Source organism: Thermoanaerobacter thermocopriae JCM 7501, from assembly GCF_001310975.1.
In the GTDB taxonomy this organism is placed as follows: Bacteria; Bacillota; Thermoanaerobacteria; order Thermoanaerobacterales; family Thermoanaerobacteraceae; genus Thermoanaerobacter; species Thermoanaerobacter thermocopriae.
Genome location: NZ_BAZY01000009.1, coordinates 24,553 through 47,142, shown reverse-complemented (window position 1 = coordinate 47,142; position 22,590 = coordinate 24,553). Strand labels below are relative to the sequence as shown.

Here is a 22,590-nt window from a genome sequence, read left to right as displayed (position 1 = left end):
TATTATAATGACAAAAGTCAATTTTTAAAAGAGGTGGCTTTATGAAGAGAAAATATTTATATGCAATTGTTGCTGTTTTAATCATTGGCATTGTCACTTTTTACTTTGTAGCAAGAGCAAAATCATCACAACCCCAGCAGCTTTCATATGTTACAGTTACTCGCGGTAATATTTCTATGAAAGTCACTGGGACAGGAAACTTAAGTGGCGATATAAGAGCAATTACGTTAAAAGGCAGTGGAACAGTAAAGAAAGTGTACTTTAAGGTAGGAGATACTGTAAAGAAAGGAGACCTATTATACGAAATTGAAGATGACAGTTTAAACAATCAGCTGGAGCAAGCGAAAATAAATCTTGACTTAGCTGAGCAGCAATTAAATCAAGACACACAAAACTACAATAGTAGCATTGCAAATTTAAACATAACTTCTCCTTCTAACGGGATTATAGATAATATACTTGTAAAAGAAAGACAGAATGTTACACCGGGAACACCTGTTGCAACCATTGCAGATTATTCCCATGTTACTGTAAAAGTTCCTTTCAATGGTGTTCAAATAAAGAATATAAAAGTTGGACAAAAGGCGGATATTTTTTTATACGACTCATTTACAAGTGTAACAGGTACTGTTGAATACGTTTCAGAGCAGCCGGTTCCTAATAATACAGTGCAATACTACTATGTGACAGTAGGGCTTGACAATCCGGGGGCATTAAGCGATGGAATGAGGGTACAAGTATCAATACACACAGATAACGGAATAGAAACAGCATTAGAAGATGGCACGTTAACTGCCAAAAACACAGTCAATGTCACAGCGCAAACATCAGGTACGGTAGATAAAATATATATTTCTCAAGGGCAAAGTGTAAAGAAAGGACAGCTTTTAATAAAACTTTCATCAGACAACATAAGCAATCTGCAGATGCAGATAGAAAATGACAAATTAAAAGTTATGGAAGCACAAAACAACTACAATCAGATTTTACAGCAAATCAACGACTTAAAAATTTATTCTCCTATAGATGGGAAGATCATTAGCCAGAACATAAACGAAGGAGATATATTAGGTACTTCTTTAGCGAGCACTAACATAAGCAATACAAATAGCCAATCACAGCAATCGAGTTTTGTGCCCGTTTTAGATATAACGCAATTATCTACTTATGAGAGTCAACCAGAAACTGCGGTAATAGCAAACAACAACAAATACATCATTAACCTTTCAGTGGACGAAACAGACATAAAGCACATAAAAGTAGGGCAACAAGCACAAATTACAACAGATGACTTACCAGGCAAAACATTTACAGGTACTGTTTCAGAAGTGTCACAACTTCCAACAATACAAAATGGAGTTTCTTCTTACAACGTAATTATTGAAGTCGATCCAAGCGAAGGATTAATGTTAGGCATGTCAATGAATGTTTCAATAATTGTTGCAGAAAAACAAGATGCTTTAATACTTCCAATACAAGCCGTTCAGACAAACGGAAATAGAAAATACGTAATACTCTATACAGACGATTTAAAAAATCAAAATATCAATAGCACTAACAATAGCACTAATAACGGGAACTTTTTCAGGAACAACATAAGATTTGTGGAAACAGGTATTTACAACGACAACTTTATAGAAATTGTGAGCGGTTTACAGGAGGGAGACAAAGTATTAATTCCAACACTTAATTCCTCAACAAACGCAAATAACCGTAATCCAAGTGCTTTTGGTATAATGGGTGGCTTTAGGCCAGAAGGCAATTTCAACAGGAATATGACTAATCAAGGTGGCAGTTACCAAGGCAGAAGCTTTAATGGGACAGGGCAAAATAACACTTCCACAGGGAGGTAAATGATGGATAACATTTTAATAAAAATAAGGAATTTAACAAAGATTTACAAAATGGGAGAAAATGAAGTAAGAGCGTTAGATGGTATAAACCTTGACATTGAAAAAGGAGAATTTGTATCAATTGTCGGTCAATCAGGTTCAGGTAAAACTACTTTAATGAATATAATAGGGTGCTTAGATGTAAAAACTTCTGGAGAATACTTTTTAAATGGCATAGACACAAGCAAACTTTCTGACAATCAATTAGCAGATTTAAGATGTAGCGAAATAGGGTTTGTTTTTCAAAATTTCAATTTGCTTCAAAAAATGACGGCTTTAGAAAACGTGGAATTGCCTATGATATACAAAGGTGTACCTACGAAAGAAAGGCGGCAAAGAGCAGAGATGCTTTTAGAGATGGTAGGACTTAAGGAAAGGATGCACCATAGACCTAATGAATTATCAGGAGGTCAGCAGCAAAGAGTAGCAATAGCAAGGGCGCTAGCAAACAATCCCCATCTCATATTGGCAGATGAGCGACGGGAAACTTAGACTCAAAAAGTGGTAGTGAGATAATGAAAATAATAAAAGAGTTAAACGAGAGAGGGAATACAGTAGTACTCATAACTCATGACCCTAATATAGCTGCACAAGCCAAAAGAATAGTAAAAATAAAAGATGGGCGTATTTTAGAAAACGAGGTGGTAACACCGTGAGATATGTAGAAGCTTTGAAAATAGCTATACGCAGTATTTTAAGCAATAAAATGAGGTCTTTTCTCACCATGTTGGGGATTATAATAGGTGTCACAGCTGTTATAGCCTTAGTAAGTATAGGCCAGGGCTCTACAAGAAGTGTTACTTCTCAGATACAGAGTATGGGTTCAAACCTCATAATGGTAAACGTAATGGGGAGAGGGGGAGAAAGCTCTTTAACTTATGACCAAGCCATTGTTTTAAAAGACTCAAACTTTATAGCTGCTATCTCTCCGGTCATATCTACCAGTGTAACGGCTATGTACGGAAATAATTCAGTGGACAACACAACGGTAAATGGAGTAAATGGAGATTATCAATCAATACGCGATATACAAGTAGCAGCTGGCAGATTCATTTTGCCAATGGATGATGAAGGAAGGAACAGGGTAGCAGTTCTTGGCAGCAATGTAGCGAGAGAGCTTTTTGGCTTTACTGATCCTATTGGCAAGACTATAAAATTAAATGGCCAAAACTTCACGGTAGTAGGTATTTTGTCACAAAAAGGTTCTTCAATTGCAGGTTCTGATGATGATTCAATATTTATACCCCTTAAAACAATGTTCTACTTTGCGAAAAATAGAGACATAAGACAAATATATATAGAAGCTACAAGCCCAGATACCGTTGAACTCGCTAAAAACGAAATAAACAGCAAACTGCTAACTATATTTAAAGGCGATACAAATGCCTTTAGAATAATTGATCAATCACAAATTTTATCTACAGTAAATAGTGTTACTGCTACATTGAGCTTGCTCCTTGGAGGAATTGCAGGAATATCCCTTTTAGTCGGTGGAATAGGCATAATGAACATAATGCTTGTATCTGTTACTGAAAGGACCAGAGAGATAGGGATAAGAAAAGCATTAGGAGCCAAAAAGAAAGATATATTACTTCAGTTTATAATTGAATCATTAACTTTAAGCGGATTAGGAGGAATAGTGGGAATTATAGTAGGATACGTATTGTCGATGGTACTAGGCTCAGCTATGAATATAAATGCTAAGCCTTCTCTCTCTACAGTATTAATATCCTTTTCCTTCTCAGTAATTGTGGGATTGTTCTTTGGCGTATATCCTGCAAATAAAGCTGCCAATTTGAATCCAATTGAAGCTCTAAGGTACGAGTAAAATACAAAAAAGGACAAATTTCTTAGTTTTACTTAAGAGTTTGTCCTTTTTAATATTGCTTTTTTGTCGATAAAAGTTTACAATGTAGTTAATGATAAAATCGGGAGGAGAGAGTAATTGAAGTGGACTGAATCTTTATCAGTTGGAAATGAACTCATTGACAGTCAACATAAAGAGTTAATAAAAAAAGTAAATGATGTTCTGGAAGCTTGCAATCAGAAAAAAGGAAGAGAAAAAATTGAAGAAGTGATAAAATTTTTAAAAGATTATACTATAGAACATTTTAGCGCTGAAGAAGACCTCATGAAAAAATATCAATACCCTTCTTATGAAGAACACAAAAAAATTCATGAAGATTTCATTAAAAAAGTAGATGAATTGGACGAAAAAATAAAGAAAGAAGGCATAAACTTATCAATCATAATGCTTGTTAATAAAACGTTGGTGGATTGGCTTATAAATCACATAAGCAAAGTAGATAAAAAATTAGGAGAGTACATAAAAAGCCAAATGTAATTGAGCCTGTAAATGCAGGCTATTTTTTAATCATAAAATTATATGGTAAAATATTTTTAAATCTAAGATTTAGGGGGTTTTATTGTGAGACTTGTGAGAATAGACAAGGCGCCAAATAAATATGGAATAATTAAAGGGGATAAAGTCATTACATTTGAAAGTGAAGGCTTTGATTCTTACAACTTGGAGGAAGTAAAGCTTTTGCCTCCTTGCCTGCCTACAAAAGCTATATGTGTAGGGCTAAATTATAGGGACCATATAGAGGAAATGGGTGACAAAGAGCCGGCGGAGCCGACATTATTCATAAAACCTTCAACGGCAGTTATAGGCACTGATGATTTTATAGTCCTTCCAGAGATGTCCGAAAGGGTTGACTATGAGGGGGAATTGGCTGTTGTCATTGGCAAGAAAGCAAAAAATGTATCTGAAAAAGATGCATTAGATTATGTCCTTGGATATACAATAGCTAACGATGTTACTGCAAGGGATTTGCAGGCAAAAGATGGTCAATGGACAAGAGCGAAGTCTTTTGACACCTTTTTGCCCATAGGCCCTTGGATTGAGACAGACTTAGACCCATCTTCTTTGGACATAACTACATATGTGAATGGTGAAGTAAAGCAAAAAAGTAATACCAAACACCTTATATTTAACGTTCCAAAACTTATAAGTTTTATATCCCACATCATGACTTTAAACCCCGGTGATGTTATATTGACGGGAACACCTTCTGGCGTCGGGCCATTAAAATCTGGAGATATTGTAACTATTGAAATAGAGGGGATAGGCAAACTGACAAACAGAGTAAAATAAAGATGGTTGCGACAGGGCTTATTTCGGCTGCTGACAATATTGTGATGTCAAGTATTGGATGCCAAATAAAGTCTGAATCTCTTCACCAAACCTCAATAATGTGGTAACATTTATATAGATGTCTTTTCACTTATAGAGGTGGACGATATGAGCATAAGGTTTATATATGGAAGAGCAGGTACAGGCAAGACTAGCTTTTGCCTTAATGATATAAAAAGAAAATTAAGTGATGGAAAATCCCATCCCCTCATACTTTTTGTTCCTGAGCAGTTTACTTTTGAGGCAGAAAAATATCTTTTAAATACAATTGAAAAAGATGAGAAGATAAGGGCGCAAGTTTTAAGTTTTAAAACTTTGGCAAACAGGGTATTTACAGAGGTAGGGGGTCTCACTCATCAACACCTGAAATCCTGCGGAAGGTCAATGCTTATTTACAAAATAATGGAAGACGCGCAAAAAGACTTAAAAGTTTATTCTCAAGCCTCCAAGCAGCAGGGTTTTATCAAAAAAATTTCAGAAACTATAACAGAGCTTAAAAGATTTGAAGTGTCCCCTGATAAGTTGCTAGAGATAGCTGAAACAATAGATTATTTGGGATTGAGAGAAAAACTGAGGGACATAAGTTTAATATATTCTAAATTTGAAGAGAGTTTACACCAAAATTATATAGACCAAGAGGATGAGTTGACTCTTTTAGCAGAGAAACTGGAATATTCTTCTCAATTTGAAGGTGCTGAATTTTGGATAGACGGTTTTACGGGTTTTACGCCAAAGCAGTATAGGGTGATAGAAAAGCTTTTAAAGAAAGCTTCAAGAGTAAATGTAACTCTTTGTATGGACACATCTTGCAATTTCTCTGAAATTGATACTACAGACCTTTTTTACACTACTAAAAAGACAGAAGATAAGCTTTTGGAAATATGTCAGAGAAATAATATATCTTATGAAAAACCGGTGGATTTAAATGGAGGAATACCTAAAAGATTCAGAGAAAGTGAAGAGCTAAGCTTTCTAGAAAAACACTTTTTTTCCTATCCTTACAAAGTATATCCAAGTGAGACAAAGGATATAAGTCTTTTTAAAGCTGTCAACGTATATAGTGAAGTTGAAGAAACTGCGAGAGATATCATAAGACTGGTGAGAGATAAAGGACTTAGGTACTCTGACATTGTGGTAGCTGCTCGCGATTTAAATAGATATCATAAACTTGTTAAAGCTATATTTTCTCAATATGGAATTCCTTACTTTATAGACCTAAAGATAGAAATAAAAATAATCCCATCATCGTTTTTATAACCTCCCTTTTTGACATTCATTTAAAAAGATGGTCTTATGAATCTGTTTTTAGGTATTTAAAGACAGGTTTTGCAAATTTAGAAATAGAGGACATAAGCCTTATTGAAAATTATGTACTTGCCAATGGCATAAAGGGAGATAAATGGAAAGAGGAGGCTTGGAATTATAGGCTAGATTACAGATTCGACAGATTGACAATGGAGGAAGAGGAAAAAGAGATAATAGAAAAAGTAAATGAGATAAAAGGGAAAATTACAATTCCATTGCAGGGTTTTTATAAAAAGTTTTCCAAATCAAAAAATGTTAGAGAAGCTTGTGGTACTTTATACGATTTTCTCGTTGAGATGGGGTTGCCTCAAAAGATTCAGAAATTGATTGAAAAATTCAAAGAAGAAAAGGAATATGATACAGCAAATCAATACGCACAGGTTTGGGATATTGTTGTAGATGTTTTAGATCAATTGGTAGAAGTGATAGGGGGAGAGAAAGTTACAGTAGAACAGTTTGCGAAGATACTCAGCATAGGATTTGACGAATACCAGATTGGGACTATTCCTCCTGCCTTGATGAAGTGCTGGTTACTAGCGTTGATAGGATGAAAAGCCACAATGCAAAAGCACTTTACATAATCGGTGTAAATGACGGTATATTTCCGGCTTCCCATTTTGATGAGGGAATTCTCACAGATGAAGATAGAGAAATTTTAACTTCTCACGATGTGGAGTTAGATAATGATACAAAGACTAAAGTTTTTGAAGAGCAATTTTTAGTCTACACTGCTTTAACTTCCACAAGCAAATTTTTAAGGATAAGTTATCCTATTGCTGACCATGAAGGCAAAAGCATGAGACCTTCCATAATAATTTCCCGTTTAAAAAAGATTTTTCCAAAAATAAAACAATTTAGCAACGTGGTAGAAATGGATACAGCCGAGGAAAATTTAAATCGCGTATCAACACCTTCACCTACTTTTAATGAAATGATAACTGCGATTAAAAAATGGGATGTGACAGATAAAATACATCCTCTGTGGTTGGATGTGTATAAATGGTATGCTAAAAATGATCGTTGGAAACCGAGATTGACAAGAGATTTAGAAGGTATTTATTACACTAATCAGGTGGAAAAAGTACCTGCTCATAAGATGAAAAAGTTGTACGGGGATAAATTACGTTTTAGCGTATCCAGACTTGAAAAATACGCAGCTTGTCCTTTTGCCTATTTTGTCCAATACGGACTTAAAGCAAGAGAAAGAAAAATATATAGTTTTGAGCCACCTGATTTAGGAATATTTATGCACAATATCCTCGATAGATTTTCAAAAGCGTTGGAGGAAGAAGAACTTACATGGCAAGAGGTTGATAAAGAGTGGTGTGATGAAGCCGTATCAATAATTGTTGATGATATGATACAAAAAATACCAGGTTATATTTTAAACAGCAGTCCTAGGTATAAGTTTCTTGCTGAAAGATTAAAAAGAATACTTTCTAATGCGGTTTGGATTGTATCTGAGCATATCAAGAGGAGTTCTTTTAAACCTGTTGACCATGAAGTTGCTTTTGGTGATAATCAAAAGTATCCTCCTATAAAGATTGAACTATCAAATGGTGAAGAGATAAATCTCATAGGGCGGATAGACAGAATTGACATATTTAAAAAAGAGGATGAAGCTTATATAAGAATAATAGATTACAAGTCTGGCAACAAAACTTTAGACCTTTCTGATGTTTTCTATGGTTTAGAGCTTCAACTTTTGATATATTTGGATGCCATATTGGAAAGCGCAATAAAAGAGGGTACGACTTTGAATCCGGCTGGTGTGTTTTACTTTAAAATAGATTACCCGATTATAAAGGCAGATAAGGATATGTCGGATGAAGATCTGCAAAAAGAGATTTTTAAAAGATTAAGACTAGAAGGGCTTGTTTTAAAAGATGAGCAAATTATAAAAGAGATGGACAAATCAATTGAAGGCACTTCTTATATAATTCCAGCAACAATCAATAAAGACGGGAGCATAGGCAAAAACACCAAAGGAGCTACAAAAGAGCAGTTTGAATTGTTGAGAAAACATGTTAAAAAAACTATACAGCGATTGACTGAAGAAATGCTGGAAGGGAACATCTCAATTTCTCCTTATAAAAAAGATAAAGAAACTCCTTGCAAATATTGCCCTTACTCTTCTATCTGCCAATTTGAAAAGAATTTTAAAGATAATGATTACAGGGTTATAAAGACTAAAGATGTTGAAGAAATATGGAGTATGTTAGAACAGGAAGTGAAAACAGATGGAGACTACGTGGACTCATGAACAGCAGTTAGCTATAAATACAAGGGGAAATAACCTATTAGTTGCTGCTGGTGCAGGTTCTGGCAAAACAGCCGTTTTGGTTGAAAGAATTATAAGACTTATTACAGACAAAGAAAATCCTGTAGATATTGATAGATTGTTGGTAGTGACTTTTACAAATGCTGCTGCCTCTGAAATGAGAGAAAGAATAGCAGATGCGCTGATTTCTAAGTTAGACCAAAATCCGGAAGATAGGCGGCTTAGTAATCAGCTAACATTACTTAACAAAGCTACAATCACTACAATTCACTCCTTCTGCTTAGAGGTTGTGAGAAATAACTTTTTTCTCGTAGATTTAGACCCTAACTTTAGAATAGGGGATGAAACAGAGACTTTGCTTTTAAAATTAGAGGCGGCAGAAGAGCTTTTTGAGGAATTGTATCAAAAAGAAGATAATCAGGATTTTTTGATGTTGATTGAAAGTTATGGAGGTACAAGAGACGATAAACCTCTTGTGGATGTTCTTTTAAGATTATATAATTTTGTAAAGTCACTTCCATGGCCTGAAAAATGGCTTATGGAGATGCTATTAAATTTTGAAGTGAAGGAAGATTTTAATTTTGAAAAGTCTCAATGGGCACAAGTCATCTTAGACAGTTTAAAAGTAGAAATATCGGGACTTTTAAATGGAATGTATGTGGCAATTGATAAGCTTCATGCTGAAATTGGGCTCCAAAGTTATCTTGATAATTTTGAAATAGAGGCGGGAAACTTGGAAAAACTTCTAGACTGTGAAAATTGGGAGGAATTTAGAAAACAGATAAATGCCATAAAATTTGATAGACTTCCCAGAGCAGGTAAAGATGCAGACCCTAAAGTAAAAGAAGAAGTGACAAAAATAAGGAATGAGGTTAAAGCTAAAATTAAAGAGATAAGAAATAAGTTTTTTTCAGATGACATAGAAAAGATTGAAGAAGAAATTAAAGTTTTGTACCCTATCATGAAGGCTTTGGTGGATTTGATTTTACTTTTTGATAAAAAATATGCTGATAAAAAAAGGGAAAAAGGCATTATAGACTTTAATGACATTGAACATTTCGCACTAAAAATTTTGACAGAAGTCGATGAAAAGGGTAAAATGAAGCCTTCAGAGGTAGCTTTGATGTATAGAGAAAAATTTCAAGAGATTTTTGTAGATGAATATCAAGACTCTAATTTAATACAGGAAGTTATACTAAGCACTATAGCCCGAGAAGATACACCTAACAGGTTTATGGTAGGGGATGTAAAACAGAGCATATACAGGTTTAGGCAAGCAAATCCGTATATATTTTTTGAAAAATACAATACTTATTCTTCAAAAGAGGAAGATAAAAATAAAAAGATACTGCTTTATAAAAATTTCAGAAGCAGATCCCAAATCATAGATGCGGTAAATTTCATTTTCAAAAAGATAATGTCTAAGAATGTAGGGGAGATAGATTATACGGATGAAGAAAAGTTAAACTATGGAGCAGATTTTGGAACACCTCCTCTTGGTGCCATTGTAGGTGGACCTGTAGAAATACATTTAATAGAGAAAAATGATGAAATCCCTGAGGAGGAAGAAGTAGAGGCTTATGAGGAAGAAGAGGAAGAGGTTATTGATAACATACAAGGAGAAGCAAGGGTTGTATCTCAAAGGATAAAAGAATTAGTCAACCAAAGCGAAAGAGGCATCTTTATGGTTTATGATAAAAACCTCAAAAATTACAGGCCTGTTGAGTATAGGGATATAGTAATACTCTTGAGGGCTACAGAAAGATGGGTACCTGTATTTTTAGAGGAACTTATAAATGCCGGTATTCCTGCTTTTGCGGACACAGGAACGGGATACTTTGAAACAACAGAGATAAAGACTATAATATCCCTCCTTCAGGTGATAGACAATCCAATGCAAGATATTCCCTTGTTGGCAGTCTTGAGGTCTCCTATTTTTTCCTTTACTCCTGAAGAGCTAATTGACATAAGGTTAGAAGAGCCTAATAAGACCATATATGAAGCTCTTAAAAAGGCAGCCCAAAGGCAGGATGAATTAGGACAGAAAATTGTGTTCTTCTTGAAATCTTTAAAAAAATGGCAAGAAAAAGCCATTTATATGCCGGTAGATGAGTTTTTGTGGTATTTATATCAAGACACTGGTTATTATGCCTATGTAGGGGCAATGCCTCAAGGAGTGCAGAGGCAGGCAAACTTGAGGATTTTGTTTGAAAGGGCAAAGCAGTACGAGGAAACAAGTTTCAAAGGATTGTTTAATTTTATTAATTTTGTAACTCGGCTAAAAGGCAGCAGTGGCGATATGGGAAGTGCTAAAATAGTAGGAGAAAATGAAAATGTGGTCAGGATAATGAGTATACACAAAAGTAAAGGTCTTGAATTCCCAGTAGTTATAGTGGCAGGGTTAGGTAAACAGTTTAATTTAAAGGATTTGAGTCAAAGCGTATTGTACCATCATTTATTAGGATTAGGCCCTGAGTTTGTGGACTTCAAAAGAAGAATATCGTATCCCAGCATTGTGAAAGAGGCAATAAAAAACAAAATAAAGTTAGAAAGCCTTTCTGAAGAGATGAGGGTTTTGTACGTTGCTTTGACAAGGGCAAAAGAAAAGTTAATATTAGTTGGAAGTGTCAAAGACATAAAGGAAAAAGTGAAAAAATGGTGCAATATTGCTATGTTGGGAAGTAAAGTGCCTGAGTATGAAATTTTAAAAGGCAAAAGTTATATAGACTGGATAGGGCCTGCTGTCATAAAGCATCCTGATTTAAAACCTTTGAGAGATTTTGCACATGTACAATGTGCTGCTTTGGAAGAGGATCGTTCTCAGTGGCAAGTAAGAATTTGGGATAAAAAAGATGTAATTATTGATAAAGAAAAAGCTGAAGAAGAAACAAGTTTCTCAGAAAAGCTTAAAGATATAGATTTAAATAGTCCCAGCAGTGAATTTTATGATGAAGTAGCAAGGCGTTTAAATTACGTGTATCCTTATGAAAAGGCCTGTCATTTGCCTGCAAAACTTTCTGTCACAGAAATTAAAAGAATTTTAAATGAAGAAGTAATAGATGAAGATACTACTTCAATATTTGAAAAAACAGTTCTTAAAACTCCTGCTTTTTTGGAGGAAAGAAAAGGGCTTACTGCTGTAGAAAAAGGGGTAGTTATGCACCTTGTTATGCAAAAATTAGATTTAAATGGGGATTTGACTGCAGAGGGTATAAAAAAGCAAATTAAAAATATGGTGGATAGAGAGATTTTGACAGTGGCACAGGCTAAGGAAGTGGACGTAAAGAAGATTGAAGTATTTTTTAAAACTCCTCTTGGAATGAGGATGTTGAATTCTCAAAATGTGAGAAGGGAAGTGCCTTTCCACATAAAGCTTAAAAGTACAGAAGTTTACAAAGATTTGCCTGAGGACTATGAAAATGAGTTCATTGCTGTCCAAGGCATTGTCGACTGCTTTTTTGAAGAAGAGGGAGAGATAGTCCTTGTTGATTACAAGACGGATTATGTTACAGAGGAAACCTTGGAAAAGATAAAAGAAAAGTATAAAGTGCAAATAGAACTTTATGGAAAAGCCTTAGAAAAGATTACGGGTAAAAAGGTTAAAGAGAAATATATTTATTTGTTTTTCAATGGAAAGATTCTGAAATATTAAGGGTGATAAAATGAGGATTTTACATACATCTGATTGGCATTTAGGTAAAAGCTTGAAAACTTTTCAAGGATTGAAGAGCAGGAAAAATTTTTAGAAGATTTTGTACAAATTGTAGAAGAGAACAATGTAGACCTAGTTATAATTGCTGGAGATGTATACGACTCTTCAAATCCTCCTGCGAAAGCAGAGATGCTTTTTTATAGCACCCTAAAAAGGCTTTCTAGTGGCGAGAGAGTGATTTTGGTTATTGCAGGAAATCATGACAACCCTGAAAGGCTTTCTGCAGCAAGTCCTCTTGCCTACGAGCACGGAGTGATACTTCTAGGTACTCCTAAAAGTATTGTGCACAAGGGAGACTTTGGAAAGTTTAAAATTTTAGATTCGGGAGAGGGATACTTAGAAATAGAGATAAAAGGTGAAAAAGCTGTAGTTATAGCCCTTCCTTATCCCAGTGAAAAAAGATTAAATGAAATTTTCACAGAGGAAATGGAAGAAGGTAAGAGGCAAAAAAGTTACTCTGAGAGAATTGGAGAAATTTTTAAAAGGCTTTCTGAAAAATATAGGGATGATACTATAAACATAGCAGTCTCTCACATTTTTGTTGCTGGAGGAGAAGAGGCTGGTTCTGAAAGACCTATTCAGTTAGGAGGGAGTTTCACTGTTGAAATAAAGCATCTTCCACAAAAAGCTCAGTATATCGCATTAGGACATCTTCATCGGCCTCAAAAAGTTTCTTCTACACTAAACGCCTATTATTCAGGTTCAGCCCTTCAATACAGCAAAAGCGAGATAAACCATTCCAAATGTGCTTATTTAGTAGACATAAAGGCTGGCACCTCACCTATAGTGAAAGAAGTTTATTTTAAAAATTACAAACCTATAGAAATATTTAAGTGTGACAATATTGATGAAGCAATTGAAATTTGCAAAGAATACCAAGATAAAAATATATGGGCGTATTTTGAAATAAAGACAGATTCTCCTTTGCCACCTTCTAAGATAAAAGAAATGAAACAAATTTTGCCGAACATAGTTGAAATAAAACCTATTTTGCCAGAAGATGAAGCTCAAGTAGAAGATTATGAAATAACCGAAAAAAGCATGCTGGAACTTTTTGAAGAATTTTACTTAAAAGAAAGAGGAGTAACTCCTTCACAAGACCTTATAGACCTTTTTGCGAGTATAGTAAAAGAAGAGGATGAGGAAGATGAGACCTTTGAAGCTTAGAATATCAGGACTTAACAGTTTTGTTGAAGAACAAGTTATAGACTTTGAGCGTCTTACTGAAAGAGGGCTTTTTGGAATATTTGGTCCGACTGGAAGTGGCAAATCTACTATCATCGATGCTATTACTCTTTCAATGTATGGGAAAATTCCTAGAAACAGCAGAGAATTCATAAACACTAACTCTACTTCTACATCGGTAAGTTATGAATTTGAAATAGGAATTGGTGCTGAAAGAAAGAGGTATATAGTAGAAAGAAATATAAAGAAAGATTTGAAAACTGGCGGTTACAAAACTACTTTAGCGAGAATAAGAGAAATGGGGGAAAAGGGAGAAAAAGTTCTATGTGAAGGAGATAGAGAAGTACAAAAGAAAATAGCCGAAATAATAGGTCTTACAGCTGAAGACTTTACACGCTCTGTGGTATTGCCTCAAGGAAAGTTTAGTGATTTCTTAAAGTTGACAGGTAAAGATAGAAGAGATATGTTAGAAAGAATTTTTGGATTGGAGAAGTACGGCAATAACTTGCTTAAAAAAATTAGAGAAGTAAAAAATGAAAAGAATCTTATTTTAAATAGAGTAAGTGGAGAACTCAGCCGTTATGAGGGAGTATCTTCTGAGGCTTTGCAGGAAATGACAAAAAAGTTGGAAATCCTTAAACAGCAAGAAGAAAAATTAGCCGCCGAAAAGAATCGGTTGGATCTAGAAAAAGAAAAATTAAAAGCAATATGGGAAAAGCAGCAAGAATTAAATCAATATCTTCAAAAAAAGGAACTTTTAGAAGGAAAAATTGAAGAGATAGAGAGAAAGAAAGTAAAAATTAAAAAAGCAGAAAAAGCCTTGTCAGTAAAACCTTATATAGATGCAGTCAATGAAACTAATTCCAAGATAGCTCAAAATAAAGAAGAAGTAGAAAAATATACAAAAGAATTGACGGTAATTGAAGAAAATCTTAAAAAGATTGAAAAGGAATATGATATAGCATTACAGAAAAAAGAAGAAAAAATACCTTTGTTGATTGAGAAAGAAGAGAAATTAAAAAGGGCTTTGCAAATTCAAAAAGAAGTTAAGACGATGAATGAAGAAAGAGAGAAGCTTTTAAAGAAATACAGGGCTGTCGAGAAAGAAATTGAAAAGCTAAAAAAGGAACTAGAAATATTATCAAATGATATAGAGACCACGAAAAAAGTATTAGAAGATAAAGACAAAAAAATAGAAGAATTAAAAATTAGCTCTGGGCAGAGAGAAAAAATATTCTCTGCGTTAGAAGTCCAAAAAGAATTTGAGAGAATCGAAAAAGACAAGAAGGAAAAAGAGGCAAAGATTTTTGAGTTGGAGGAAGCTATAAAAAGGCAACAGAAAGAGCATGAAAGACTTAAGAATCTGATAAAGCAAAAAGAGGAGGAAATACAAGCTTTAGAAGAAAAAATTAGAAATCTTGAAGGGCATATGCCGCCGACTAGCGATGAACTTCTTATCATGCAGCAGCAGTTGGAAGAACAAAAAAGTAAATTTTTAGAGGCAAAAGAAAATGATGAGTTAAGGCAAAACATTAAAGGAATTTTAGATGAAATTTCTGATTTAAAAGGGAAATTAAAAGAGCAAATAAATAAACTGGAAGATGACATAAAAACAAAAAGCAAACAATTGGAAAATCTAACTAAAGAAATAGAAGAGATTCAAAGACAAAATATAGCAGGGGAATTGGCAAAAGATTTAGAAGAGGGAATGCCTTGTCCTGTTTGTGGCTCAGTCCATCATGTAAAATTGGCTCAAAAAATAGATGAAGAATTAATAAATGAAAAAAGAGCTTTTGAGGAGATTTTTAAAAGAGAAATTGAAGAATTTCAAAACCAGCTTCTTAAATTAAAAGGGGAGTTGGTAGCTTTAGAAGCAAAAGAAGAACTTCATAAAAAGGAATATGATAGATTAGAGGAAAAACTAAAAGGTATTGATATAAAAGCCTTTGAACAAAATGTAGGGCAGTTGCAACTTACATTTGAAAAGGCGAAATTAAAAACAGAAAGATGGAATAAAGAAAAAGAGGAAATAAATGCTTTACTTAAAAAGTTGGGAGAAGAAAAGGCACAGTTAGATTTGGAGGAAGCGAGACTAAAAGAAAGCCTCGGCAAGGATGTCAAAGCTCTAAAAGAGTTGAAAGTATCAGTAGAAGAGCTTAGTAGAGCATATTCATGTATTTTAGACCAATTAGAAAGTTTAAAGACAGAATTAGAGATTAGAGATTTTAAACAAAAGGTTGTAGAAATAAATGAAAAAGATAGAGAAGTAGAAAAGCTTCAGAAGGAAAGTGAACTTTTAGAGAAGAAACTGGAGGAATTGGTGAATAAAAAAGAGATTTTGTCAAATAAAATTAATGAACTTTTAATAAAAAAAAGCTCAGATTGTAGAGATAGGCAAAGAAAAGTCAAAGTACCTCCAAGAAAGACAAAAAGAAATAGATATTTTATCAGAGGGCAAAGAAATAGAGAATTATTTAAAGGAAGTGCAGAGAGAAAGAGAAAATATATTGAAAGAAGAAAGAATATTAAAAGAGCAGTTTGAAAATGAGAAGAAGAAAAAGCAGGAGACAGAAAACAAAAAAGTATCAGCTTTAGAAAATCAAATTTTATTAAACAATATGTTAAAAGATCAGTTTGAAAAACTTAATGCTTCTATTTCGAAAAAAGGATTTAAGGATGAAAAAGAAGTTATGGAATGTTTTTTAGATGAAGATACGATAAAGTCCTTGGAAGAGGAGATAAAAAATTTTGAAAATGAGTATATATCCATATGTTCAAACATTGAGAGGTTGGATTCTACTTTGAACGGGCAGAGGATTGAAGAAGAGGTTTGGAGAAATTTAGAAGAAAAAATCAAAGAGACAGAACAAGCCTTAAGTGAAAAAAGAAAAGAGATAGGTGCTACACAAAAGGCACTTGAAGATATACAAAATAATCTCCAAAAAGTAGAAGGGCTAACTGAGCAAAAGAAAGAATTAGAGCAGTTATTAGATATGTTAGAAGATTTGGATAAACTGTTTCAAGGGAATCATTTTGTGGAGTTTGTGGCTACAAGGCAACTTAAGCTTATTACTTTTTCTGCTTCTAAAAGGCTAAAAGAAATTACAAGAGGAAGATATGCATTAGAATTGGACTCTGACAATAATTTTGTCATGAGGGACGACTTTAATGGGGGGACAAGGCGGTCTGTTGACACTTTATCTGGGGGAGAGACTTTTTTGACTTCTCTCTCGTTAGCTTTGGCACTTTCTTCTCACATACAATTAAAAGGTAGGGCGCCTTTAGAGTTTTTCTTCTTGGATGAAGCTTTGGCAGCCTTGATTCAGAACTTCTTGATGTGGTTATGACATCACTAGAAAGACTTCGCAATGATAAGATGGTTGTAGGTATAATAAGCCATGTTGAAGAGCTAAAGAATAGGGTGCCTGTAAAACTTATCGTAATTCCTCCCTCAACTGCAGGAGAAGGAAGTAAGGTGAGGATAGAGTATAGTTAAATAAAGAGAAGGAATATCTTATGTAATAAAGGGTTACGAATTTATTTAGTCTCATAAAGATTTCATTTGTCAACAAATTAAAGCGACGACCTACTTTGTTAAAGAGGTCGTCGCTGTCGAAAAGAAGGGATATTTTATGAGGGACCTTTATTTCAAAGGCTTGTGTACAAACCACCAGTCAAAAGCTTCAATTTCTTTTGATTTAATTTTTTCTTTTCTTTCATTTGCAGAAGCTTCATCAGTGGAAGGTGGGACTATTACATGGTCTTTAATCAAGTAGTTATTTGGCCATTTCTCAGGGAGTGCCACGCCGTATTGGTCTGCTGTTTGCAATGCTTTTAATGCTCTTAATATTTCATCCACATTTCTTCCAACTTCTTGTGGATAATACATTATAAGTCTTATTGTTCCTTTGTCGTCTACTATAAATACTGCTCTTACAGTATTGGTGCCTTTGCCTGGATGAATCATTCCTAATTGGTTAGAGACTTTTCCTAAGTCATCGGCTATGACTGGGAAAGGAATAGCTATGTTTGTGTTGTCCTTTATCCACTCTACCCATTTTATATGGGAGAAAACTTGGTCAACTGAAAGACCTATTAATTCAGTGTTTAATTCTTTAAAGTCATTAGCTTTCCTTGCAAATTCTACAAATTCTGTTGTGCAAACTGGTGTAAAGTCTGCTGGGTGGCTAAAAAGTACAAACCATTTTCCTGCGTAATCTTCAGGCAGTCTCTTTACTCCCTGAGTTGTTACTACCTCCATAGATGGGAATTTTTCTCCTAATAATTTCATTCTAATTTCCTCCATTTTTTAAGCCTCCTTATTTTTCTCATTACATTTTTTGCATATACCATAAACATTTATATCGACATTTTTAATTACAAATCCTTTTAATTCTTCCACATTTATAATTTCCTCTGATACAGGAAAATCATATACCTTGCCACATATTTCACATTTAAAGTGTCCGTGAAAATAAACATTGATATCATATCGCAATTCCTTTTCTTTCAAAGATAGAGCATTTACAACTCCTTTTTCCATAAACAATTCCAATGTGTTGTAAATACTGGTTTTTGAAAGGGTTGGTATTTCGTTTATTAAGTATTGATAAATATCATCAGCTGTTGGGTGTATTCTATTGTTTAAAAGGTATTCTAATACTTTTATCCTTATAGTAGAAGGTTTTATATCATGTCTCTTTAAATAATCTTTTAATTGCTCTATTGTATAAGTCATTTTCATTACTTCTTTCTCACGATTATTTTGCTGCGTAGTAGCATCTTTTGGGAGAGATTATCAGATCCTCTTTCTTAAGTTCTTTTATAGCTTTGTCTACTTCTTTTTTGTCTAAATTAGCTTTTTGTGCAATATCTCCTGGTCTTAAAGGTTCAGAGGATTCTTTTAAAATTTTTAACACTAACTCTTTTACTTCCATTTATCTCACCTCGTTTGTATTAAATTTAATTTTGTACTAATTTCAATTTTATTATAATATTAATTTTCTTTTTTGTCAACAGTTTTTTTAAAAATTTATTTTTATTTTTACCACTTAAAGGAGGATTATTAAATACAGAGAAGTAATCTTCAAAAAAACATTGACAATTTTAAAGGAAAAGTATATTATAGTAATAGAATGCATTCGGTTGCATAAAAGTTCTTGACATTTCTCCCCGATTTGATTAATTGTCAAAATTAATCAAATTCTTTTTTTAATATTGGATGCATTCGATTGCATTTACTAAAAAGAATAGGAGAGGTCTTACAAATGTCCGAAATAAGATATGACCTTATAACTGGTAAAAGGGTGATTATAGCTACAGAGCGAGGTAAAAGACCTCATGATTTCAATGTAAACTATGAGGAAAAGAAAAATAATACTTGTCCTTTTTGCCCAGGAAACGAAGAGATGACTCCTCCTACTTTAGTTGAAATTAAGGATAAAAAAGGGAACTGGTTAGTTAGAGGATTTGAAAATAAATTTGCAGCAGTGAACACAGATTTAAAGAGTTTTGAGGCCCCATCCTTTATAAAGCGGAATATGGCTATGGTGTAGCGGAAGTGATAGTAGAGTCACCAGAACACGATGTAACTTTTGGAAGTTTATCTTTAGAACAAATGCAAAAAGTTTTTATGGCAATAATTGAGCGTTATGAAAAAATTGCTAAAGACGATAAAATAAAATACATTCAGGTGTTTAAAAATTTTGGTGCAAGAGGAGGAGCTTCCTTAGAACACGGGCACTGGCAAATTATAGCTACTTCTTTTATTCCAGATGTAGTAGAAAAAGAAGTAGCAGGTACACAAGAATATATTAAGAAGAAGGGCAAATGTCCTTATTGTGAAATTGTCAAATATGAAAAAGAAGAAGGCAAAAGGATAATAAGTGAAAATGAGAATTTCATTGTTATCGCTCCTTATGCATCTCAATATCCTTATGAATGTTGGATAATACCCAAAGAGCATCAAGAGAGATTTGAAGAGTCAAAAGAAGAAAATGTTGCAAGTTTGACTAAAATTTTGAAGACTCTTATAGTAAAGTACGAGAGAGAATTTAACTTTCCGCCATATAATATTGTGGTTCATACATTACCAATTTATGATACAAGAAATTACCATTGGCATTTTGAAATTGCCCCAAGGCTTACTGTGGCAGCTGGTTTTGAGTTAGGGTCAGGAGTTTATATAAATCCAGTGCACCAGAATTGGCAGCATCAGTTTTAAGAATATAAAAATTTTATTGAAAGAAGTGGTCAAATGTATATTAGTAAAACTTTCGACTTTGAAGATATACCTACAAAACTGAAAGATATACTTAAAAATATAAATAAAGACAATTTTAAAAAGTTTAGGTGGTTTCAGGAAAAGGCTTATGATATTTTAGATATATTTTTATTTGATTATGCAATATTGTCTAAAAAAGAAGCTGAGGTCATAATTGCAGCTATTATAGCTTTTGTAGTGAAAGCTTCAACGAGTAATAAGGAGATTATGGTGCTTTATTATGTACCTTTAGTTATAACTCCTTATTTTAGGAATAATGATTTAATAGATATTATTGAGAGTCCAAATTTAAAAGCTTTTATATATGATGGAATCGACGATATAAATTATGTTAAGTTTTTAAATAAAGCGTTAAGTGAAGAAACAGTTATAAAATTTGAGTCTGGTGCCAAATTAATTCCTTATAATCTTAAAAAAGACGATATATACAGTTCAAGAAGGCTGAGCAATAAGTCCAGTAATAGTCTAACATTTTTACAAAAAGATGAAATAATAAAGACTTATAGGAAATTTGTAAAAGGAGTTAATCCTGACCTTGAGATGACTTTTGAACTTAAAAATGCAGGTTTTGGAAATGTTCAAGATATAAGAGGATATTTTTTATATGAAGACAGGAACAGAGAAAGGTATACTGTTGCTATAATAGTGGAACACATTAAAAACATGGGAGACATGTGGCAATATACCCAAGAGTATTTGTCTTCTGTAATTTCTACTTTATGCGATTATGATGAAATTAAAGAAAGTTACGTAGAAGGCTACTTGAACGATTACCTTGAAGAGGTAAGAGAGGTAGCAAGGATAATTGCCAATATGCATATTAAATTGTCTTATATTGATAAAGAAGATTTTGTTAAAAGAGATGTGGAAATATCAGATGTTGAAGAAATAGTAAAAAGTATAAAAAATAATTTTACTAAACTTCTAAATTTTGTAAAATTATCTACATTTGATGAACAAATAACTTCTATGATAGAAGAGATTATAAAGCAACAAGAGTTTTTAATGAGCAAATTAGAAGAATTTAAAAATAGTGCTGTTCTTGGCAAATATATAAGATGTCATGGAGACCTACACTTAGAGCAGATTTTAAAGACTGAAGAGGGATATGTGATAATAGATTTTGAAGGGGAACCGACAAAACCTATTGAGGTGAGGAGAAAAAAAATATCTCCCTTAAAAGATGTAGCAGGCATGGTGCGCTCTTTTAGTTATGCTGCTTATGCTGCTTATTTTAATTATCTTAATGCAAAAGGTAAGTTTCAGGATGAAAAAATAGAAAAAGCGCTGTTATGGTGGGAAAGAGCTGTCACAGAGACTTTTGTAGAAAACTATTTGGAATTGGTGACAAGGGAAGCACCAGACATTATACCAGATGGTGAAGATTTCGATAAGGCTTTAGCTATTTTTAAATTAGATAAAGCTCTTTTTGAAGGAATTTATGAGGTAAATAATAGACCTTCTTGGTTTAGAATACCTTTAAAAGGTATTTTAGAGTGTATTGAGGATTTGAAATTAGAAAAACACGGATCGGAGGTAAATTATGGATAAGTTAAAAGTTACAATGTTTACAAATGAATATCCTCCTAATATTTACGGTGGAGCAGGAGTGCATGTAGATTATCTTGTCAGGGAACTGTCTAAACTGATGAAAGTAGACGTAAGATGCTTTGGTGACCAAGATTATACAGCTGATAATCTAAGAGTCCGTGGATATAAGGAGTGGGATAAGTTAAAGGAAAATTCAGATCCAAGATATCAGAAAGTTTTGGGACCTTTTTCCATAGATTTGGCAATGGTGAAAGATGGGATAGACTCAGATATTTTACACTGCCATACCTGGTATACTTTCATGGCGGGCTTTTTAGCTAAAATTGTATGATAAACCCCTTGTGGTTACAATTCACAGCTTGAGCTTTAAGGCCATGGAAAGAGGAACAGTTAGGCAATGGATATAAATTAAGTTCTTGGATGGAAAGAACAGGGATTGAAGCAGCCGATAGGGTTATAGCAGTATCACAAGGTTCAAAAGAAGATATATTAAAGTATTACAATATTCCAGAGGAAAAAGTTGAAGTTATATATAACGGCATAGATTTGAACCAATACCAGAAAACAGATAGAAATATTGCTCGCAAAAAATATGGAATTGAGGGTAAATACATTTTCTTTGTAGGAAGAATATCAAGGCAAAAGGCATTACTCATTTAATAGATGCAGTAAAGTATCTACCTAAGGATATAAAGGTTGTACTATGTGCTAGTTCTCCAGATACACAAGAGGTTTTAGAAGAAGTAGAGCAAAAAGTTAAACTTTACGACAATATTATTTGGATAAATAAAATGGTGGAAAAAGAAGAAATTATAGAGTTATACAGCAATGCGGAAGTTTTTGCTTGCCCTTCTATTTATGAACCTTTCGGCATTATAAATTTAGAAGCAATGGCTTGCAAAACGCCGGTTGTTGCAAGTGCTACAGGAGGAATTAAAGAGGTTGTGGTTCATGAAGAGACAGGATTCCTTGTGGAACCAGGCAATTCTGAAGAATTAGCAAAATATATAAACATACTTTTGAATAACAAAGATTTAGCTATAAAGTTTGGAGAAAATGGGAGAAAACGTGTTGAAGAGATGTTTAGTTGGGAAAGTATTGCTAGAAAGACTTATGAGATGTATAAAGGTGTAATAGAGAAATATAAAAAATAAATGCGCTAAGGCAGGGGTGACAATTGCCCTG

General features: G+C 33.6%; 12 protein-coding genes and 5 pseudogenes. 14 read left to right on the top strand and 3 right to left on the bottom strand.

The genetic code is table 11. From position 1 onward, the window contains the following. Positions 1-41 precede the first annotated feature (41 nt). The 11 genes and pseudogenes from JCM7501_RS05420 to JCM7501_RS16540 all read left to right on the top strand — a co-directional run bounded on the left by JCM7501_RS05420 (position 42) and on the right by JCM7501_RS16540 (position 17,067). The gene (locus JCM7501_RS05420; RefSeq protein WP_028992114.1) at positions 42-1,853 is read left to right on the top strand and encodes an efflux RND transporter periplasmic adaptor subunit; all 1,812 of its coding nucleotides are present in this window, start codon (positions 42-44) and stop codon (positions 1,851-1,853) included. Between the two features lie 3 nt (positions 1,854-1,856). Next, positions 1,857-2,548, top strand: a pseudogene (locus tag JCM7501_RS05415) (ABC transporter ATP-binding protein). Beyond that, the gene (locus tag JCM7501_RS05410) at positions 2,545-3,720 is read left to right on the top strand and encodes an ABC transporter permease (RefSeq protein WP_028992112.1); all 1,176 of its coding nucleotides are present in this window, start codon (positions 2,545-2,547) and stop codon (positions 3,718-3,720) included. Before JCM7501_RS05415 ends, JCM7501_RS05410 begins: the two are co-directional and overlap by 4 nt. A 117-nt stretch (positions 3,721-3,837) precedes the next feature. After that, a complete protein-coding gene (locus tag JCM7501_RS05405; RefSeq protein ID WP_028992111.1) occupies positions 3,838-4,236 on the top strand; it encodes a bacteriohemerythrin in 399 nt (132 codons plus the stop codon). An 84-nt stretch (positions 4,237-4,320) separates the two neighbouring features. Further along, positions 4,321-5,049: a fumarylacetoacetate hydrolase family protein gene (locus JCM7501_RS05400; protein ID WP_028992110.1), complete on the top strand. Its 729-nt coding sequence runs from the start codon at positions 4,321-4,323 to the stop codon at positions 5,047-5,049. A gap of 147 nt (positions 5,050-5,196) precedes the next feature. Continuing rightward, positions 5,197-8,656: pseudogene (addB, locus tag JCM7501_RS05395) on the top strand (helicase-exonuclease AddAB subunit AddB). Continuing rightward, positions 8,634-12,326, top strand: coding sequence for a helicase-exonuclease AddAB subunit AddA (gene addA, locus JCM7501_RS05390; protein ID WP_028992108.1), 3,693 nt, complete (start codon positions 8,634-8,636; stop codon positions 12,324-12,326). The pseudogene addB and the gene addA overlap by 23 nt, the downstream one beginning before the upstream one ends. Positions 12,327-12,336: 10 nt before the next feature. Continuing rightward, positions 12,337-13,553: pseudogene (locus JCM7501_RS05385) on the top strand (exonuclease SbcCD subunit D). Further along, positions 13,534-16,113, top strand: coding sequence for an AAA family ATPase (locus JCM7501_RS05380; RefSeq protein ID WP_256201182.1), 2,580 nt, complete (start codon positions 13,534-13,536; stop codon positions 16,111-16,113). Before JCM7501_RS05385 ends, JCM7501_RS05380 begins: the two are co-directional and overlap by 20 nt. Then, positions 16,079-16,918 carry an SbcC/MukB-like Walker B domain-containing protein gene (locus tag JCM7501_RS16545; RefSeq protein ID WP_256201181.1) on the top strand — a complete coding sequence of 280 codons (840 nt, stop codon included), beginning with the start codon at positions 16,079-16,081 and terminating at the stop codon, positions 16,916-16,918. Before JCM7501_RS05380 ends, JCM7501_RS16545 begins: the two co-directional genes overlap by 35 nt. Further along, positions 16,915-17,067, top strand: coding sequence for a hypothetical protein (locus JCM7501_RS16540; RefSeq protein ID WP_256201180.1), 153 nt, complete (start codon positions 16,915-16,917; stop codon positions 17,065-17,067). Before JCM7501_RS16545 ends, JCM7501_RS16540 begins: the two co-directional genes overlap by 4 nt. 147 nt (positions 17,068-17,214) lie before the next feature. On the opposite strand, the gene JCM7501_RS05375 is transcribed toward JCM7501_RS16540, so the two are convergent. Genes JCM7501_RS05375 through JCM7501_RS05365 form a run of 3 tightly spaced genes read right to left on the bottom strand, consistent with a single transcriptional unit; the run spans position 17,215 to position 18,508 of the window. After that, complete coding sequence (locus tag JCM7501_RS05375; protein ID WP_003867082.1) at positions 17,215-17,877, bottom strand: peroxiredoxin; 663 nt, start codon at positions 17,875-17,877, stop codon at positions 17,215-17,217. Between the two features lie 3 nt (positions 17,878-17,880). Next, positions 17,881-18,315 carry a Fur family transcriptional regulator gene (locus JCM7501_RS05370; RefSeq protein WP_012994387.1) on the bottom strand — a complete coding sequence of 145 codons (435 nt, stop codon included), beginning with the start codon at positions 18,313-18,315 and terminating at the stop codon, positions 17,881-17,883. A gap of 16 nt (positions 18,316-18,331) precedes the next feature. Continuing rightward, positions 18,332-18,508 (bottom strand): MarR family transcriptional regulator, encoded by a 177-nt coding sequence (locus JCM7501_RS05365; protein ID WP_012994388.1) that lies wholly within the window; start codon positions 18,506-18,508, stop codon positions 18,332-18,334. Positions 18,509-18,838: 330 nt separating this feature from the next. On the opposite strand from JCM7501_RS05365, the pseudogene galT reads away from it, so the two are divergent. The 3 genes and pseudogenes from galT to glgA all read left to right on the top strand — a co-directional run bounded on the left by galT (position 18,839) and on the right by glgA (position 22,559). Next, a pseudogene (galT, locus tag JCM7501_RS05360) lies at positions 18,839-19,802 on the top strand (galactose-1-phosphate uridylyltransferase). Between the two features lie 25 nt (positions 19,803-19,827). After that, positions 19,828-21,405, top strand: coding sequence for a hypothetical protein (locus JCM7501_RS05355; protein ID WP_028992104.1), 1,578 nt, complete (start codon positions 19,828-19,830; stop codon positions 21,403-21,405). Further along, a pseudogene (gene glgA / locus JCM7501_RS05350) lies at positions 21,398-22,559 on the top strand (glycogen synthase). Before JCM7501_RS05355 ends, glgA begins: the two are co-directional and overlap by 8 nt. Positions 22,560-22,590 lie beyond the last annotated feature (31 nt).

Coding starts and splice junctions, on each gene's coding strand:
- JCM7501_RS05420 (WP_028992114.1), top strand. CDS start 42: ATGAAGAGAAAATATTTATATGCAATTGTTGCTGTTTTAATCATTGGC.
- addA (WP_028992108.1), top strand. CDS start 8,634: ATGGAGACTACGTGGACTCATGAACAGCAGTTAGCTATAAATACAAGG.
- JCM7501_RS05380 (WP_256201182.1), top strand. CDS start 13,534: ATGAGACCTTTGAAGCTTAGAATATCAGGACTTAACAGTTTTGTTGAA.
- JCM7501_RS16540 (WP_256201180.1), top strand. CDS start 16,915: ATGACATCACTAGAAAGACTTCGCAATGATAAGATGGTTGTAGGTATA.
- JCM7501_RS05375 (WP_003867082.1), bottom strand. CDS start 17,877: ATGGAGGAAATTAGAATGAAATTATTAGGAGAAAAATTCCCATCTATG.
- JCM7501_RS05370 (WP_012994387.1), bottom strand. CDS start 18,315: ATGAAAATGACTTATACAATAGAGCAATTAAAAGATTATTTAAAGAGA.
- JCM7501_RS05365 (WP_012994388.1), bottom strand. CDS start 18,508: ATGGAAGTAAAAGAGTTAGTGTTAAAAATTTTAAAAGAATCCTCTGAA.
- JCM7501_RS05355 (WP_028992104.1), top strand. CDS start 19,828: ATGTATATTAGTAAAACTTTCGACTTTGAAGATATACCTACAAAACTG.